The organism is Roseburia sp. 1XD42-34 (assembly GCF_009917385.1).
Taxonomy (GTDB): domain Bacteria; phylum Bacillota; class Bacilli; order Bacillales; family Amphibacillaceae; genus Virgibacillus.
The window spans coordinates 70484-87013 of the sequence record NZ_QWLJ01000014.1 but is presented as its reverse complement, the minus strand read 5'-3'; the positions used below and the strand labels follow the sequence as shown (position 1 = coordinate 87013).

The 16530-nt window shown below is 38.9% G+C and carries 16 protein-coding genes; 3 read left to right on the top strand and 13 right to left on the bottom strand.

Annotated features, from left to right (window positions below):
• Nucleotides 1-54: 54 nt before the first annotated feature.
• From D1839_RS10160 to D1839_RS10120, 9 genes are all read right to left on the bottom strand, one after another.
• A complete protein-coding gene (locus D1839_RS10160) occupies nt 55-699 on the bottom strand; it encodes an NAD(P)-binding protein (protein WP_120379787.1) in 645 nt (214 codons plus the stop codon).
• Nucleotides 700-729: 30 nt separating this feature from the next.
• Nucleotides 730-1461 carry a sirohydrochlorin chelatase gene (locus tag D1839_RS10155; RefSeq protein ID WP_120379786.1) on the bottom strand — a complete coding sequence of 244 codons (732 nt, stop codon included), beginning with the start codon at nt 1459-1461 and terminating at the stop codon, nt 730-732.
• 19 nt (nt 1462-1480) lie between these two features.
• Nucleotides 1481-2278 (bottom strand): uroporphyrinogen-III C-methyltransferase, encoded by a 798-nt coding sequence (gene cobA / locus D1839_RS10150; RefSeq protein WP_199690060.1) that lies wholly within the window; start codon nt 2276-2278, stop codon nt 1481-1483.
• Between the two features lie 15 nt (nt 2279-2293).
• Nucleotides 2294-4003, bottom strand: coding sequence for an assimilatory sulfite reductase (NADPH) hemoprotein subunit (cysI, locus tag D1839_RS10145; protein ID WP_120379785.1), 1710 nt, complete (start codon nt 4001-4003; stop codon nt 2294-2296).
• Nucleotides 4004-4066: 63 nt separating this feature from the next.
• On the bottom strand, nt 4067-5905 hold the full coding sequence (locus D1839_RS10140) for an assimilatory sulfite reductase (NADPH) flavoprotein subunit (RefSeq protein ID WP_120379784.1): 1839 nt from the start codon (nt 5903-5905) through the stop codon (nt 4067-4069).
• A 103-nt stretch (nt 5906-6008) separates the two neighbouring features.
• Nucleotides 6009-6746 (bottom strand): phosphoadenylyl-sulfate reductase, encoded by a 738-nt coding sequence (locus D1839_RS10135; RefSeq protein ID WP_120379783.1) that lies wholly within the window; start codon nt 6744-6746, stop codon nt 6009-6011.
• A gap of 398 nt (nt 6747-7144) precedes the next feature.
• Nucleotides 7145-7459, bottom strand: coding sequence for a DMT family transporter (locus D1839_RS10130; protein WP_120379782.1), 315 nt, complete (start codon nt 7457-7459; stop codon nt 7145-7147).
• A complete protein-coding gene (locus D1839_RS10125) occupies nt 7459-7806 on the bottom strand; it encodes a DMT family transporter (RefSeq protein WP_120379781.1) in 348 nt (115 codons plus the stop codon). Before D1839_RS10125 ends, D1839_RS10130 begins: the two co-directional genes overlap by 1 nt.
• 199 nt (nt 7807-8005) lie before the next feature.
• Nucleotides 8006-8578 (bottom strand): TetR family transcriptional regulator, encoded by a 573-nt coding sequence (locus tag D1839_RS10120; RefSeq protein ID WP_120379780.1) that lies wholly within the window; start codon nt 8576-8578, stop codon nt 8006-8008.
• Nucleotides 8579-8728: 150 nt separating this feature from the next.
• On the opposite strand from D1839_RS10120, the gene D1839_RS10115 reads away from it, so the two are divergent.
• On the top strand, nt 8729-8938 hold the full coding sequence (locus D1839_RS10115) for a helix-turn-helix transcriptional regulator (RefSeq protein WP_120379779.1): 210 nt from the start codon (nt 8729-8731) through the stop codon (nt 8936-8938).
• Between the two features lie 5 nt (nt 8939-8943).
• Nucleotides 8944-9273, top strand: coding sequence for a hypothetical protein (locus D1839_RS10110; protein WP_120379778.1), 330 nt, complete (start codon nt 8944-8946; stop codon nt 9271-9273).
• Between the two features lie 168 nt (nt 9274-9441).
• On the opposite strand, the gene D1839_RS10105 is transcribed toward D1839_RS10110, so the two are convergent.
• From D1839_RS10105 to D1839_RS10095, 3 genes are all read right to left on the bottom strand, one after another.
• Complete coding sequence (locus D1839_RS10105; protein WP_120379777.1) at nt 9442-10848, bottom strand: MBL fold metallo-hydrolase; 1407 nt, start codon at nt 10846-10848, stop codon at nt 9442-9444.
• Between the two features lie 82 nt (nt 10849-10930).
• Nucleotides 10931-11593: a peroxiredoxin gene (locus D1839_RS10100; protein WP_120379776.1), complete on the bottom strand. Its 663-nt coding sequence runs from the start codon at nt 11591-11593 to the stop codon at nt 10931-10933.
• A gap of 566 nt (nt 11594-12159) precedes the next feature.
• Entirely contained in the window at nt 12160-13875 is a 1716-nt protein-coding gene (locus tag D1839_RS10095) for an ABC transporter ATP-binding protein (RefSeq protein ID WP_120379775.1), read from the bottom strand.
• Between the two features lie 217 nt (nt 13876-14092).
• On the opposite strand from D1839_RS10095, the gene D1839_RS10090 reads away from it, so the two are divergent.
• On the top strand, nt 14093-14467 hold the full coding sequence (locus D1839_RS10090) for a DoxX family protein (protein ID WP_120379774.1): 375 nt from the start codon (nt 14093-14095) through the stop codon (nt 14465-14467).
• Nucleotides 14468-15287: 820 nt separating this feature from the next.
• Here D1839_RS10090 and D1839_RS10085 read toward each other — a convergent pair.
• Entirely contained in the window at nt 15288-16499 is a 1212-nt protein-coding gene (locus D1839_RS10085; RefSeq protein ID WP_120379773.1) for a S1C family serine protease, read from the bottom strand.
• Nucleotides 16500-16530 lie beyond the last annotated feature (31 nt).

Sequence of the window (16530 nt, the reverse complement as noted above, 5' to 3'; positions counted from 1 at the left end):
TGTAAGCTTTCCTTTTCCAGGTAAATTCAACCAAACCTGTGGTTAATGCTAGATTTAGCAGAAACCTTTAGCTTCACTCGCATCCATTCCCGCTAGCTGCCTCAGCGCCTGGAGTGCCTCCAGCTGTTTATCTTTACACAGAAATTCATCAGAAACGAGAGCTTGCAATTGTTTTTTCTGTTGTTGCTTACCCAATGTGGATTGTTTCAGTAGCTGCCTGCATTGATATAAGAATTCCACATAGCCTTCATAGTCCTTGTTATAGATAGATTCGAGTTCTTGCTTAATTTTGGCTGCTAGCGTTGGACTTGCCTCATTGGTTGAGATACTGATAGATAATCTTCCTTGCTTTAAATGAGCAGGAAAATGAACATGACTTTCTTCTGCATCGGAAGCATTATTTACAAGACACCCAGCTGGTGCTGACTGACATACGGATTGGTTCACCAATTGATTGTTAGTAGCTGCAATAACGAGCACAGCCTGTTGAATATCCGTAGCCTCGAATGTCTTTTGTCTCCATGTTAGAAGGCCAGCTTCCCAAGCCCTTCGAATTACTTGATTAATCGTAGGACTAATAACGGTAATTTTTGCACAACTTTCCAGCATTGCACCTATGCGTTTTGCTGCTATTATGCCTCCACCAACAATAGCTACTTGTTTTTCTTTTAATTCAACCATTAATGGAATATGCGCCATTCATGTAACATCCTTTTTATCCTATGACTTTTACGATATTGCCTCGATAACACGATCCTTTAATGCTTCATGCATGACAGAATGCTGCCCTAAATGCTGACAAACAACTATTTCTTTTTCGATACCCCGAAATTCTGTAACCTTTTTATGAATATGTCGCATTAGAAATCCGGTAAACCAGATATACGGGACAAGAACAATTTGGGAATTTTTCTCTGTAATAGTCGCTTGTAGTTTTTTATCAAAAGATGGTTCACATGCTGCTAAATAACAGGCTTCAATATAGTGCAGTGTCGTTATTCGTTTTAGCTTACATACAATCGTTTCTATATCTATAACCGTTTGCAGATTACTACTTCCCCTGCCAATTAGCAGTATCTTCATATCCGGACTTTTTTCTGGAATTGCTTCATCGATGCGCTCCGCTAATATCTGAATAATTCGATCCTGTACGCCAAGAGGCTGACCGTAGGAAAACGAAACAGCCGGATATAATGCTTTTTGTTGCGCAATGACCTGCGGGATATCATGATAGTAATGACCTGCCTGTAATAATAAAACTGGTATGATGGCGATGCTAGTTGCCCCTTGAGCTACCAAATTAGCTATTCCTTGCTTCATAGTAGGAGAAGCTAATTCGAGAAAACAGATTTCTTGAACGGGAACATTTACTTGCTCTTTTACTACTTCAAGAAATGCTGTTGCCTCTGCCGTAGCATCAGCGTAGCGGCTTCCATGACTTACATATAACACTCCTTGCATATCATATCTTCTCCTTTCATCAGCCGCTTACAGCACTCGGCGACTCTGCTTCATAGGCCATCTCTTCAAACCACTGTATCTGATCACGCAATTCAACAACATCGCCAACAATAATCATCGCCGGGTTTTTAATCTGTTTTGCCTTTGTTGCGATCGTTTCTAACGTACCTGTAACCGTTTGTTGGATTTGTGTTGTCCCATAATAGATAGCGGCAATTGGTGTCATTGCATCTCTGCCATATCGAATTAGATACTTACAAATTTCAGGAAGATTTTTTACGCCCATATAGATACATAGAGTATCTGGTCCCTTAGCAAGATGCTCCCAATATGCTTCACTTGCTTCTTCCTTTCTAGACACACCAGATACAAAGGCAACGGAGGAACTAATCTGACGATGGGTTAACGGAATTCCCGCATAAGCTGGCGCAGCTGATCCAGAAGTGACTCCTGGTACAATTTCAAATGGAATTTGATATTTCCGTAAAACTAGAGCCTCCTCTCCTCCTCTGCCAAAGATAAACGGGTCTCCCCCTTTTAATCTCGTAACCACCTTCCCTTGCCTTGCATAATGACAGAGTAACCGGTTGATTTCTTCCTGTTTTAATGCGTGATCGTCTGGGCGTTTCCCACAATAAATTCGTGTTGTCTGCGCGGGTGCATAATCTAATAATTGGTCATTCGTTAAACGATCATATAAAATAACATCTGATTGACTAATGATTTTTACACCTTTTACCGTAATCAAATCGAGATCCCCTGGTCCTGCCCCCACCAAATATACCTTTCCCATAACTCCCTCCACGTCTTTAATCATCACCTAAAACCCCCACTATCTATGAAAATCAAGTCCAGAATATACAGCTTCTACATAATTTGCTCGAATAACAAAGTCTCCGAAATGCTCTCCATCTAACCTTTCCTTCGCATACCGAGTTATCAACGGTCGAAGTGTCGCTAAAATCTCCTGTTCCCCTATATTTTCCCGATAGAGCTTACTTAATCGTTCTCCAGTAAAGCTTCCACCAAGATACAGATTATACTTGCCAGGTCCCTTGCCTATAAAAGCTATTTCCGCTAAAGCTGGTCGTGAACAACCGTTTGGACATCCTGACATACGTATAACAATTTCTTCTTGGTGTAGGCCTGCTTCTTGAAGAATCGCTTCTATTTTTTCGATTAATGAAGGTAGGTATCTTTCTGATTCTGCCATTGCTAAAGCACAAGTCGGTAAAGCTACGCAAGCCATGGAATTACGGCGCAACCCGCTAAGCTGCCCACCATTTGTTAGTTTGTACGTTTGGATAAGTTGCTCAATGCGAGCTTTCCTTTGTTTAGTAACATTGGCAATAACTAGATTTTGATTAGGTGTTAAGCGAAAATCTCCCTCATGAATTTTCGCTATTTCCCTTAGCCCTGTTCTTAATGGATAGTCCTCCGTATCCTTTACACGTCCATTTTCAATAAATAATGTGAAATGCCATTTTCTATTTCCTTCCACCCAACCATAACTGTCCCCATTATTTTTAAATTGAAAATCTTTCGCCTCCTCCAACTCCGAGCCTAAACGTTCATGTAAGGTTTGCTTTAACCAATCTATTCCCCTTGCATCAATAGTGTATTTAAATCTGGCCTGCTTTCGATCCGTTCGATTCCCGTAATCTCGCTGTATTGTAACAATTTGTTCTGCTACAGCAACTACTTGATCAGGAGCACAAAAGCCAATTACCCGCCCCAATTGTGGATACGTATTGATGTTTCCATGCGTCATTCCCATACCACCACCGACAGAAACATTAAAACCTACCAACTCATTCGCTTCTTGAATGGCAATAAAACCGAGGTCTTGCGAGAATACATCAATATCATTTGATGGAGGTACTGCAATGCCAATTTTAAACTTCCTTGGTAAATAAGTTGCGCCATAAATTGGTTCTGTTTCCTCCCGTGAATCCACCACTTTTTCTTTATCTAGCCAAATCTCATGATATGCTCCTGTCCTTGGGGAGAGATGGTCACTCATTTTTTGGGCCCATTTCTGAACTTCTGCATGGACTGCCGATTGATACGAATTGGTATTGCACATTACATTTCGATTTACATCACCACAAGCGGCCAATGTATCCATAAGTGTATGATTAATTTCTCTGATCGTATTTTTCAAATCCCATTTCAAAATGCCATGCAGTTGAAATGCTTGCCTAGTGGTTAAACGAATGGTTCCATTCGCATATTTATCAGCAAGCTCACCCATCACAAGCCATTGCTCTGGTGTAGCAATCCCTCCAGGAACCCTTACGCGGAGCATAAATTGATAAGCCGGCTCTAATTTTTGGCGTCTCCGTTCATCTCGTAGATCACGATCGTCTTGTTGATAACTTCCATGAAACTTCAGCACCTTATTATCATCAGCAGAAATTGCTCCTGTGATCGGATCTGCAAGCCCCTCTGTTATCGTTCCTCGTAGAAAGTTACTTGCTTCTTTTATTCGTTCCATATCATCTAGCGATCCTTGATGAAGTGCATCTTTTTCCTTTGCCATTACGTTGAACTCCCTTCACTAACATACGTTTTAACTAGCACATAGCCCTATTGAATCAGTAAATTAATATACATCCCGTTGATATCGTTTTTCTAGGCGCATTTGCTGCAAGTATAGTTTTGCCTCTTCCTCATTCATGTCTCCATTCTGTTTTAATATAGCCATTATTGTTTGCTGGACATCTCTTGCCATATGCTTCTCATCCCCACATACGTAAACTGCAGCACCTGCTTTTACCCAGTTATAAAAATCGTGGCTTTTTTCAAGCATCTTATGTTGCACATATACTTTTTGATCGGTATCCCTTGAAAAGGCAACATCCATTCTCGAAAGCACACCCGCTTTTAACCACTTTTGCCAATCTACTTGATAGAGAAAATCACATGAAAAATGCTGTTCACCGAAGAAAAGCCATGTTTTTCGTTTGACGGCGGTTTCCTCCAACTCCTCCAGATAGGAACGAAATGGAGCCACTCCCGTACCAGGTCCAATCATAATAACAGGCGTTTGGGGATCATTAGGAAATTGAAAATTAGGATTTTGGTGAATATATACTGGCAACTTGTCACCTATTTCCACTCTTGTTGCAATTTGACTAGAGCAAACGCCAAAGCGCTTACGTCCATGAGCCACATAATTTACCGTTCCAATCGTTAGATGAACCTCGTCAGGGTTAGCTTTGTAGCTGCTGGCTATGGAATAAAGTCGAGCAGGCAGCTTCCGCAATATGCTGACAAAATCCTCAGGCGCTAGCTTTTTCGGTGGAAAATCGGTTACTAAATCGAGAACATCCCTTCCCTTTAAATAAAAGGTTAATTTTTCTTTATTGCTTGCTTCTAAAAGCTCGGTTAATGCTTCATTCGCAAACAATCTTTCTGCCTTTTCTAACATCGGTGTGGTTAAAACGGTTAACTCGAAATGAGAAAGCAAAGCTTCACGTAATGATCTTATTTCCCCCTGCTTATTCACAGATAGATTTTGTTCAGCGTCCCATGCCAACGCTTTGATGAGCTGCTCAACTAATACGGGGTCGTTTTTCGGATAAATTCCTAAACTATCTCCTGGTTTAAAAGTAAAGCCGGCTCCATCGAGAGACAGTTCTAGATGATGTGTTTGTTTGTTAGAACCTCGTCCGCTTAGGTTTACCTTCTCCATCACCTCAGCCATAAATGGATTTGTTCTGGAAAAAACAGGTTGTTCTGAAATGTTCATACCTACCGTTTGCTGACTTGACAGCGTGTTCTGGTCAGCGGCATCCGTTTCCTTCTTTAAAATACCTAAAATACCGTTCATCCACGCAGCCGCTTGTTCGTCAAAATCTAAATCACAATCTACTCGGCCATATATCCTCTCTCCACCTAATTCTTCTAGGCGCTTATCAAAGTCCTTTCCAGTCTGACAAAAAAATTCATATGACTCATCGCCAAGTGACAATACGGAAAAACGCAAATGTTCCAATTTAGGTGCTTTTCTACTATGAAGAAATTCATAAAAAGATATTGCATTATCTGGTGGATCACCTTCCCCATGTGTTGCTGTTATAATCAATAAATCCTCTGTCTTTTTTAATTTACTTGGCTTGAAATCATCAAGAGCCGAGAAGGTTACCGTAAAATTAGCTTCATCTAATTTCTTAGTCATCATTTCTGCTAGTGAACGGGCTGTTCCTGTTTCTGATCCGTATAATACCGTTACTGCTCTTGGGGATGTACCACCACCGCTCATCAGCTGACTATCCATTTGCGGGACTTGATTACTAGGTTGCTGGATTTTTTTAGATATAACAGCTAAAAGGTAGCCACTCAGCCAAACCTTTTGATTATTCGTTAAGGTTGGTAACAGACGACTTAATTGTTCTATTTGCTCTTGATTAAATGGGCTATTTGTTACGTCCAGCGTCAACGCTCTCACCTCACTACTTATTTTTATATGCAATCCAAAAACTTAGTATACCAATTAAATTACTAGGAATTAAGTGAAATAAAAAAGATGCGTTCTCCGACCATCACGAATCATGTTTATTATCTGCTGTATGCAGACCACATTCTGTTTTCGTTTGCCCCGTCCATCTTCCTGCACGCAAGTCATCTGTTTCCATCACTTGCGAAGTACAAGGGATACACCCAATACTTGGATAATTATTGTCGTGGAGTTTATTATATGGTAATTGGTATTTACGAATATAATTCCAGACATCATCCCAAGTCCAATGTATCAATGGACATATTTTTATGCTTTTAAATCGCTCATCTTTATTCACAAAATCCGTTTTACTACGACTTAATGACTGCTCTCTGCGCAGTCCAGAAATCCAAGCAGGCACAGCGTCAAGTACCTCTTCCAGTGGTTTTATCTTACGGATAAAACAACATTGGTCTGGTTGTCGCTTCCATAAGGCTGAGCCATGCTTGGCAGCCTGTTCTTCGACGGTTAAATCAGGTCGCTTTAAATGTATCCGCAAATCAGGATACCTTTTCTTTACATCATCAATAAGGTCGTACGTTTCTTGAAAATGTAATCCTGTATCTAGAAAGACAATCTTCGCATCTGGCTTCACATGAGATAGTAAATCAATTAGCACTATACTTTCTGCACCAAAGCTGCATGCATATATAATGGAATCTCCATATAGATCATATGCCCAACTTAAAATAGTGGCGGCGCCCTTTGTAGCATCATTAGGGCAGAAATCTTGAAATGGATCGCCAGTAAAATTTTGATAAGAAAGTATTTGACGTGTCAAATATTTCCCCTCCTCCGTTAGATCATTTGTTGTGCTGCAAATAGAAAGTGAAGGCAATAGGAGCTACACTCCTTATTTCAAATGATAAGAAGAGCAAATATTCCATTTATCTTATGCTCTTATTACTTATCAGATGACTCATTAGGCAATGCAGCACAACAATAGAAAAAACTGTTTCCAATTATAGAGTTACCAATTCTCTCTAAAAAAGAATCTAGGCATATATTGTTTGATATATTAAATGTTTTTCCAAGAAAAGTCAATGCCTTTTTTCAAAAACATGAGAATTATTTGATATTATTTTTATATTCAAAAAAACAAATTAGTGTGACCGTAAATCTAATCGGGAACAGAAAAAAATATAACGATTTGCCGCTTTACTTGTACCTCTCCGCTTATTAAGATAATGCCTTAAGTCCGACGACACCGATAATAATCAATACTAAACTAAAAACGCGTAGCCTATTCGTCGATTCGCCGAAGAAAATCATATTCATTAATACAGCACCAGCTGTCCCGACTCCCATAAACACAGAATAGGCAACACTTACAAGTAAATGTGAGAAGGAAGCATAAAGAAAAGCAAAGGATGCACCTAAACCCCCAAGATACAATAACCCATTTGCAACCGTCTTATTTTGGCTATATAATCGCAAGCCTAAAACACCTAAGATTTCAAATACGGACGCACACGCTACTAAAATCCAGCCCATTATGAATGTACCTCCTGCTCTGCTGATTGATTTGGCGTATCAAATAGTTTCAAGCCGATTACGCCTATGACGAGAAGAAACATAAAGAAAACTTTCCCCATACTTAAACTGCCATCAAATATATATACATCCATCAAAGCTGTTCCTACTGTTCCTGCTGCTGCAAAGATAGCATATACGGTTCCAGTAGGAATTCCTTCACATGCTTTGGATAAAAAATGTAGATCTAATAAGATAGCACTAATAATGAACACCCAATGCCACCAGGTGGAAGCTGTGTTAAAGCCATAAATCCAAATTAATTCAAATACACTTGTTAAAATAACGTATATCCATGATTTATTCATTTTTTATAACATTCCTTCCGCTTTGCTCAAGGTATAAAACTGCATGGATAATCAATGTTCTGAGCAATTTTCCTTTATTTTAGACTTATTTTCCCTACTTTTTATGACTGACTATCAGTCATTTTTGTGGGAAAGAAAAACTTGGTTTAAGCCAAGTCGTTTACGTACAGGTTTGTTTACTCTTCTTCACTTCCCCAAACTATTTACATAATGCATGTTTAGCAAATTCCAATACTTCTTTCTTTTTCCCATTCGCTTTTTCTTCATCTTGTTTATCAAACAAATAGGATTGCTCAGCCGCTGCTTCAATCAACCCTATTAATAATTTTGCTGTTGCCTCTATATCCAGCGATTCTCGCAACATAGCAGTAGCTTTCGGTTGGGTTAGGAATTCCTGCATCCAGGCATAATATGGTTCATAAATTTTCTCCCACTCACTTAAATATTGGCTGGAAGCTAACCCAGCGAACATAAGCGCGTAAATTTCTCGATAATCGTTCGTTATTTGGAAGGCAACGTGAACTACCTGTTCTAATTGTTTGATAAATGCTTCATCGTCATTAACTTTATCTTCCATTGCTTCAACGATTTTTCTCACCATTACTTCAGCAATAGACGGCATCACTGCTAGCTTGGACGGGAAGTATAGATAAAACGTTCCTTGAGCCACACCTGCACCTCTCACAATATCGGATACCTTCGTTTTTTCAATTCCCTTTTCTCGAAAAATCTGAATGGCAGACTGTACAATCTTTTGTTTCTTATTATCCATCTCCTCACCTCAATAAATAACCTTGACTGACTATCAGTCATTTTACAGGTTGCTCATTATTTTGTCAACCTAAACTCTTTACTTATGTAACATATACATTGAATGATGTAATGTATATGTTACAATAAAGTGAAGGAGGCGTGAAACCACGTGAAAAATAAAGTGAAAATTGCTCGCGTGCAAGCAGAATTAACTCAACAGCAATTAGCTAAAAAAACAGGGGTCACACGCCAAACGATCAGTTTAATTGAAAAGGGAAAATACAATCCAACGTTAAATTTATGCCTAGAAATCTGCTATGCGACCAATCAATCATTAGACGAAATATTTTGGATTCCAAAGGGGGAGAAGGATGTTTAAAAAAAATGAATGATGAAAGATTGAGACTTAAAAACCTGAAACATATTTCCATTGTATTTTTCATACAAACAGTAGGTATATTAGCTACTATTATTTATGACGGGGTTACAAAAGGGATTGACGCGGCTACATCAAGTCCTGTTTGGTTTGTATTTATAATTTCAATGATTGTGCTAAGCCTTCTTAACTTGAGCATTTCTATTGATACGTACGAAGTTTTCATGAAAAAACCTAAGCCTTACCACCTCATTTTGCTACTGGCTACAGTTATTGAATTACTATTTGGGTTAGCGGGAAAGTTTCTACCTGGTGGTGGTAATAGCGGTGGATGGTAGGCAGTGTTGTGTTTGTTTGTTTTCTTGCTGTATTTTCTTACGGCTATTATTTAAGAAAAAAGCGATATAATAATCATAAGGAGTAAATGACTAAGTTTTTTTGCTTATGCCATAATTCTTTTCCCTATAGGGCAAAAGAGGGTGGTTAAACCCTCTTTCCTGTCTATCTTATGTCGCCTCCAGATTTTCTTGTTGCCAGTTTATAAATCCGCCTTCTACGTTAATAACGTGAAATCCATGATTTATTAAAATGCTCGACGCAATTGCTGAACGCTTTCCTGAGCGACAATGGACAGCGACAGGTTTATCCCGAGTTAATTCATCCGTTCGTTCTGCTAATTCTGGGAGCGGAATATGCTTCGCATTTGGGATATGCGCTTCATTCCACTCATCAGCATATCTTACATCTAACACTTGTATATCGTCATGTTTTCGTTTTTTATCCACTTCGGATGGTGATTGCGTTTCATACGTTAATAGTTTCGTTGCGCTATCAATAACAGATGTGGCAAAAAACCCTTGTAAATTATCCATTCCCATACGAAGCATGATGTTACGTAAATGAGCAAATTGATGTGGCTCAGCAATAAGGTATAACGTTTTTTTATAATTAGCTAAACGACCGAGCCACTCAACAAACATATCAGGATAAGGAAGATTAATCGTTTTAGGGATGCTCCCTGTAGCAAATGATTGAATGCTTCGTGTATCAATTACCATCGTCTGGTTATCTTGTGCTAATTCAGCAACCTTATCGCCAACTAGCTGCATTTCTACCGGGTAAGGCACTTGCGAAACTGGTGTCATTCCTGTTTTGTTTACTTCCTTCATCTTTGCAAAGTAAGCAGGAGGTTCTGGCTGTCCATCCAATAAAAAGTCAATAAAATCTGTTTCCTCTGTTAGCTGAAATGCTGGATTAAACAATCGCTCGTAACCAACTGAGCTTGTCGGGACTGCCCCTAGTGCCTTGCCACAAGCACTTCCTGACCCGTGACCAGGCCAAATTTGCACATAATCCGCATACTTTTTAAACCGCTGTATAGAGCTAAACATCTGTCTTGCGCCCTCTTCGGCAGATCCCGCTACGCCTACCGCTTTCTCTAGCAGGTCAGGGCGCCCGACATCACCAACAAATACAAAATCACCAGTAAATACACCCATTGGTCGATCTGCAACAGCTTCATCGGTTAATTCATACGACATATGTTCAGGAGTATGTCCAGGGGTGTGGACTGCTCGCAACTTTACTTTCCCTAATTGGATGGTATCTTGATCACGTAATCCTTTTACAGGTAAGTCGCTATTCCATTCATAGCCCCCATTATCTACTCCTTCTAGGGAATGGTAAATGGTGGCCCCTGTTCTTCGTCCAAGTTCTGCAACTCCTGATACAAAGTCAGCATGAATATGTGTTTCGACTGCTGCCACAATTTGAAAACCTTTTTCTCTAGCTACTTCTAAATACTCCTCTATATTTCTAGCTGGATCAATAACAGCTGCTTCACCAGTAGCTTGGCACGCTACCATATAAGAGGCTTGCGCTAAAGAAGCATCATAAAAATAGTTTAAAAACACGAAATAAACCCCTTTCATTCGTAAACTTCAATAGAATATTTGGGTTATTCACCCTAGAAATAATAGGGATATCATAATTTGTTTAGTTAATTTCTTTCTTACAATAATACCAGTCTACACAATCATAATCCTGATTATTCATACGCTCATTTGCTTCTGCTTTTGTTTGTGGCGGTTTAACGATCCCCTTATCACCAGGTTGCCAATTGGCTGGGGTTGAAACCCCATGTTCATCAGTGGTTCGCAATGCTTTCACAAGACGAACAATCTCTTCCATGTTACGTCCTGTAGATAGGGGGTAATAGATTAACGCACGAATCATTTGGTTATCATCAATGACAAATACAGCTCGTGATGTCTCTGTACCATCAGATTCAGGCATAATCATTCCATATTTCATAGCAACTTTTTGGTTCAAATCAGCAATAATTGGAAACTCAATCGTTGTATTAAAATTCTCTTCTATATTTCTGATCCAAGCAATATGAGAGCTAACACTATCAATACTTAAGCCAATTAATTCTGTGTTCATATCACGTAGGCGATCATAGACTTCTTGAAAAGCTACAAACTCAGAGGTACACACGGGTGTAAAATCAGCTGGATGCGAAAACAATACCACCCATTTCCCTTTATAATCCTGTAAAGAAATTTCCCCATGGGTGGTTTTTGCAGTAAAATTAGGTGCTTTTTCCCCTATTCGTGGCAAACTGTACCCTTGTTCCTCTTGTTCCAAATGCTCCATCGTAATTCCCCTCTCTGTTTTTATCATTTATTAAGTGCTGTACCACTATCCTATTTGAATGAAACATAACTTACCCTAAAAATAAAAATTGTCATAAATTATTAACAATTATAACAAGACAGAAACAAATAATCCCTGACGGCTTATACATATTTCTCAGTAGTATATTCAAATACGATTCACATAAGAAAAATTCAGCCAAATAAGGATTCATCCTTATTTGCTGAATGAGAGGGCGTATGATTAATGTTTTACGTTTATTTTGCTTCATTTGAAAGCAGGTCTTTCCCAGAACAAAGGCGCAGAGCGCCCGTTTAGCAACGTAGCGACTGGAGCGAATCGACTAAAGTTTTAGGAATCATGCTCCTGCAACAGGGGTATGCCGACGTAGGGCGGCAAGCCCGTTGTTAGTCGGCCTTCCTCTTAACAACGAACCGATGATGACTTATCGTAGGGCAATGGAGGGAAGTCGCCTAGTTGCTGGGCGCTTAAGCCGGACGTGGCTATCCCGTTATATCGGTACTCATAAGCCAAAATTTTTATATTTTCATGAAATACCAAATATGCTAATGCATTTGCACCCGATGCAAATGCGCAAAAATACCATCACGCTCCAGTAACTGCTCATGACTGCCTTCTTCTTCAATTCCATCTTTCGTAACCACCATAATTCGATCCGCATTTTTAATAGTGGCTAACCGATGGGCAATAACCAGTGTCGTACGATCTTTAGCAAGTTCTGTTAATGCCTTTTGGATGATCATCTCCGTTTCCGTATCCAAAGCAGAAGTCGCCTCGTCTAGAATTAAAATTGGTGGATTTTTTAAAAACATACGTGCGATTGCTATGCGTTGCTTTTGCCCACCCGACAACTTTAAACCTCGTTCACCAACCTGGGTTTCAAACCCAAGAGGCAAGTCCTTAATAAATTCTTCCATATGAGCCCGACGTGCTGCTAATTCAATTTCCTCATTTGTCGCATTCAGCTTGCCATAAGCAATATTTTCACGTAACGTCCCAGTGAATAAAAATACATCCTGCTGAACAATCCCGATTTGCCGACGCAAGCTTTCCTTTGTCATATCCCGAATATCCGTGCCATCAATAGTAATTTTTCCGTCATTGACATCATAAAACCTAGGAATTAATGAGCAAATAGTCGTTTTTCCAGCTCCAGAAGGTCCAACGAAAGCAATTGTTTCTCCAGCTTGAATGTGAAAGCTTACATCATTTAAAACCGGCTTTTGCGTTTTTTCATATGTAAAGATGACATTATGAAAGGATATATTTCCATGTAAGTACGCTACCGGCTGAGCATCGGCTTTATTTTGCACATCTGGCTCGACATCCAACAAATCGATAAATCGTTTAAATCCGGCCATTCCCTTTGGGTATAACTCCAGTAAAGCGGTAATTTTTTGAATTGGCGTAAACAGCACATTAACAAATAAAACAAAACTGACAAGTTCACCAATTAACAACTCTTCATGATATGTTAACCATGCACCAACTACTAATACTAATAGTGTAATGACACGCATAAGCATATAAATATTTGAATGAACCATTGCCATTACTTTATAAGCTCTGATCTTTGCCTTACGAAAGCTGTTATTATCTTTGGTAAACCGTTTCATTTCATATGCTTCATTCGTAAATGATTGGACAACACGTACTCCTGATACAGCATCCTCTATCCGAGCATTAACACCAGCAATATCTTCATACATCTTTTTCCACGCTTTATTCATTTGAATATTGCTGTAAGTAATTAGAAAAACCAGTATCGGTACAGCAAATAAAATTATGATTGCCAGCTTCATATTAATGGTAAACATAATCATAAATGCCCCAACGAAGGTCATCAAGGAAATGAAAAAATCTTCCGGACCATGGTGTGCCAGTTCACCAATATCAAATAGATCATTGGTAATTCGACTCATAATCTGCCCCGTTTTTGTATTATCAAAAAATCGAAATGATTGCCGTTGTACATGATGAAACAATTCCCGACGCATATCTGTTTCAATATTTATCCCTAACTTATGTCCAAAATAGGTGACAACATATTGCAATACGGTACTAAGTAGATAAACAAGTAAGAGCAGCACACTAACAAGTACAATTAAATCCCAATCGTTTCCTGGTAACAAATCATCGATAAAATACTGTACCGCGACTGGGAATGCCAACTCTAAAATTGCGACAATAACTGCTGATGTAAAATCAACGATAAATAAGCGCTTATGAGGCTTATAGTACGAAAAAAAACGTCGTAACATAGTTCCCGTATACCTCCCTTTCTCGACCTACAGGAATTATACGGTTAAACAAACAGCTTGGCAAGTTTGTCTCATTGCATGCATACCTTTAAAGTAAAGGACCTGTTTGGTGTAATGAACAGTGTAACCCTTTTGGGAAAGCATAGACCTCCAACATTCGTTAGAGTGTGAAGATGGATAAAGCATCTATTTTTGTTTGAAAAGAAAGGAGGATACAATGAAAAAGCAATTAAGCAAATCACTGTATTCCTGGGTATGTTATTCCATTGCATTTGTTTTTTTAACGTCGGGAATCATGAAACTCGTTGTAAGTGATTTTAAAGTCTCTTTTGCCCAATTAGGTTTACCTTTTCCAGAGTTAACTCTATTTATCGTTGCAATTCTCGAAATTGCTTGTGGAATGTTTGTAGCTGGGAGGTCTTTTCTTCATCTAGCCGTTCCACCCTTAATTTTAATTATGCTTGTAGCTTTATATTTAACAAAGCTACCTATTTTATTAAACCAAGGCTTACTAGCTTTTTTATTTGAGGCACGGTTAGATATTGTGATGCTTATTTTATTATTCATCATCTGGGATAAGCAGGAGAAATGACTCTAGCAACAGTTTGTATCGTGCGAATCCAAACAAAAATCGTAAGAGACTGATTTCATACAGTTTGTTTCACTATTTCCCTCCCATTTCCTTTTTAACTTGAGAGCAGAATATAAGTTATCCTTTCTTCCTGTTGATAACTAGTGTATAAATACGGGTGTGCCTGTTGAAAAGCTGTTGTCATCCACAAAGTTATCCACATATGCACAGGTGTTCGCAGCTATTTTGTTTTGTCTTTTATTTCACACACAATATATTGATTTTTCATCAAAAAATTATTAACAATTTGTGCATAACTATTGTTTTTCTGTGGACAACTCTTCGTTTTCAACATCACATCTTATTTAAAAGGTTGACTGATAGACATATGAAGCCACCTCAAGATAATTCCTTATCCAGTTGGGTCCCCTTTAGCGATGTAACGATTGAAACGGAGCAACAAAACATAAAAGGAATCATACCCCTGTTTAGTTGGTCTTTCTCTGAGTCATGAACTGATGAGGTCTTATCGTACGTAAGGAATATTTCTAAAGTCGTATTGTTACTAGGCTCATGCGTCAGACCGTGAACTTCGGGTTATTTCATTATCGACAAGCACATCAACAGATGAGTTGCGCTTGTCGACATTATTCCCTTTTCACACCAATGTCTCTCGGCTTCACTGGAAAATGAAATACCCTTTTCGCATGATATAAATAACGCAAAAATTTCTTAAAGTCATATTAAGAAACTACTCTTAAAAGTTATCCACTATAGGAAAGCTGGATTTGTGTATAAAATTAAGAAGCTAGGTTATCCACATTGTGGGCAACCTAGCTTCTTATTTCTGAGTTCCTAATTGAATGGTTGTCTTTTGCTTCTTACCATCTCGATAGTATGTTACAGATATATCGTCACCGACATCTTTTTCCTGATAAAGAATTTTACGAAGATCAATCATATTCATTACTTGTTTACCGTCTAATTCTGTGATCACATCCAACCGCTTTAAGCCAGCTTTATCGGCAGGAGATAGCGGTTCTACGCTCCAAACATAGACTCCTCCTTTAATATTTTTTGGAAGATCTAATGTATTAGACCACTCTGTTTGCGGGACTTCATCTAATGAATAAATTTCTACTCCTAAATATGGTCTAGTTATTTTTCCTTCTGTTTCTAACTCTTCCATAATTGGTAGAGCAGAATCAATTGGAATGGCAAAACCTAATCCTTCTACTGCTGTTTGATTGATTTTCATGGAATTAATCCCGATCAATTGACCACGTATATTAATTAATGCCCCACCACTATTACCAGGATTAATAGCTGCATCAGTTTGAATCACTTCTGCTTGCCAATCGGCTCGACCATCTTGATCAAAATCTTGTGGAATGGTTCGCTCTGTTCCACTAATTACTCCTTGGGTCACCGATCCAGAAAACATGAGTCCAAGCGGATTTCCAATCGCAATAGCAGGCTCGCCTGTTTTTACATTTGCAGATGAACCGATTTCGATCACTTGGTCCACTTGAGATCCATCCATTTTTAACACCGCTAAATCAGAAAAAAGGTCAGATCCAACTAATTCTGCCTCAATATGTGTATCATCAGATAATACAACCTCAACCGTATCAGCATCTGCTACCACATGATGGTTGGTTACTACAAACGCTGTTCCATCTACCTTCTTATAAATAACCCCTGAACCTTCACCAGCCTGGTTGTTTCCCTCTGGTTGTTGCCAAAAATCAATTTGGTTCTGAATATTAATTACTCCAACTACTGCAGGAGCTACTTGATCAATAACTTCTGTAATCTGCGTTGATACGTCTACATTCACCACTTCTGTTGATCCGCTATTTCCACGTGAGTTATCTATTCCACGTTGATTATTTTGTCGCTGTGAATTTGACAAAACCCCAGTATCTACAAGTGCAGGAAGTGCTACCGTTACAAGTAAAACACCAAGAATTGCACCAAGCAGCAATGGTACCAGCCAGCTTCTCTTTTTCTTTTTCGGATTCGGTGGATAGTGCTGATCATAATATCCCATATACCTACTCCTTTAAATTTATCCATTACGA

Excerpts from the sequence above, each read along its gene's own strand:
- D1839_RS10125 (WP_120379781.1), bottom strand. The coding sequence starts at position 7,806 with ATGAATAAATCATGGATATACGTTATTTTAACAAGTGTATTTGAATTA.
- cysI (WP_120379785.1), bottom strand. The coding sequence starts at position 4,003 with ATGGCAAAGGAAAAAGATGCACTTCATCAAGGATCGCTAGATGATATG.
- D1839_RS10120 (WP_120379780.1), bottom strand. The coding sequence starts at position 8,578 with ATGGATAATAAGAAACAAAAGATTGTACAGTCTGCCATTCAGATTTTT.
- D1839_RS10100 (WP_120379776.1), bottom strand. The coding sequence starts at position 11,593 with ATGGAGCATTTGGAACAAGAGGAACAAGGGTACAGTTTGCCACGAATA.
- D1839_RS10160 (WP_120379787.1), bottom strand. The coding sequence starts at position 699 with ATGGCGCATATTCCATTAATGGTTGAATTAAAAGAAAAACAAGTAGCT.
- D1839_RS10130 (WP_120379782.1), bottom strand. The coding sequence starts at position 7,459 with ATGGGCTGGATTTTAGTAGCGTGTGCGTCCGTATTTGAAATCTTAGGT.
- D1839_RS10155 (WP_120379786.1), bottom strand. The coding sequence starts at position 1,461 with ATGCAAGGAGTGTTATATGTAAGTCATGGAAGCCGCTACGCTGATGCT.
- D1839_RS10110 (WP_120379778.1), top strand. The coding sequence starts at position 8,944 with ATGAATGATGAAAGATTGAGACTTAAAAACCTGAAACATATTTCCATT.
- D1839_RS10090 (WP_120379774.1), top strand. The coding sequence starts at position 14,093 with ATGAAAAAGCAATTAAGCAAATCACTGTATTCCTGGGTATGTTATTCC.
- D1839_RS10085 (WP_120379773.1), bottom strand. The coding sequence starts at position 16,499 with ATGGGATATTATGATCAGCACTATCCACCGAATCCGAAAAAGAAAAAG.
- cobA (WP_199690060.1), bottom strand. The coding sequence starts at position 2,278 with ATGATTAAAGACGTGGAGGGAGTTATGGGAAAGGTATATTTGGTGGGG.
- D1839_RS10095 (WP_120379775.1), bottom strand. The coding sequence starts at position 13,875 with ATGTTACGACGTTTTTTTTCGTACTATAAGCCTCATAAGCGCTTATTT.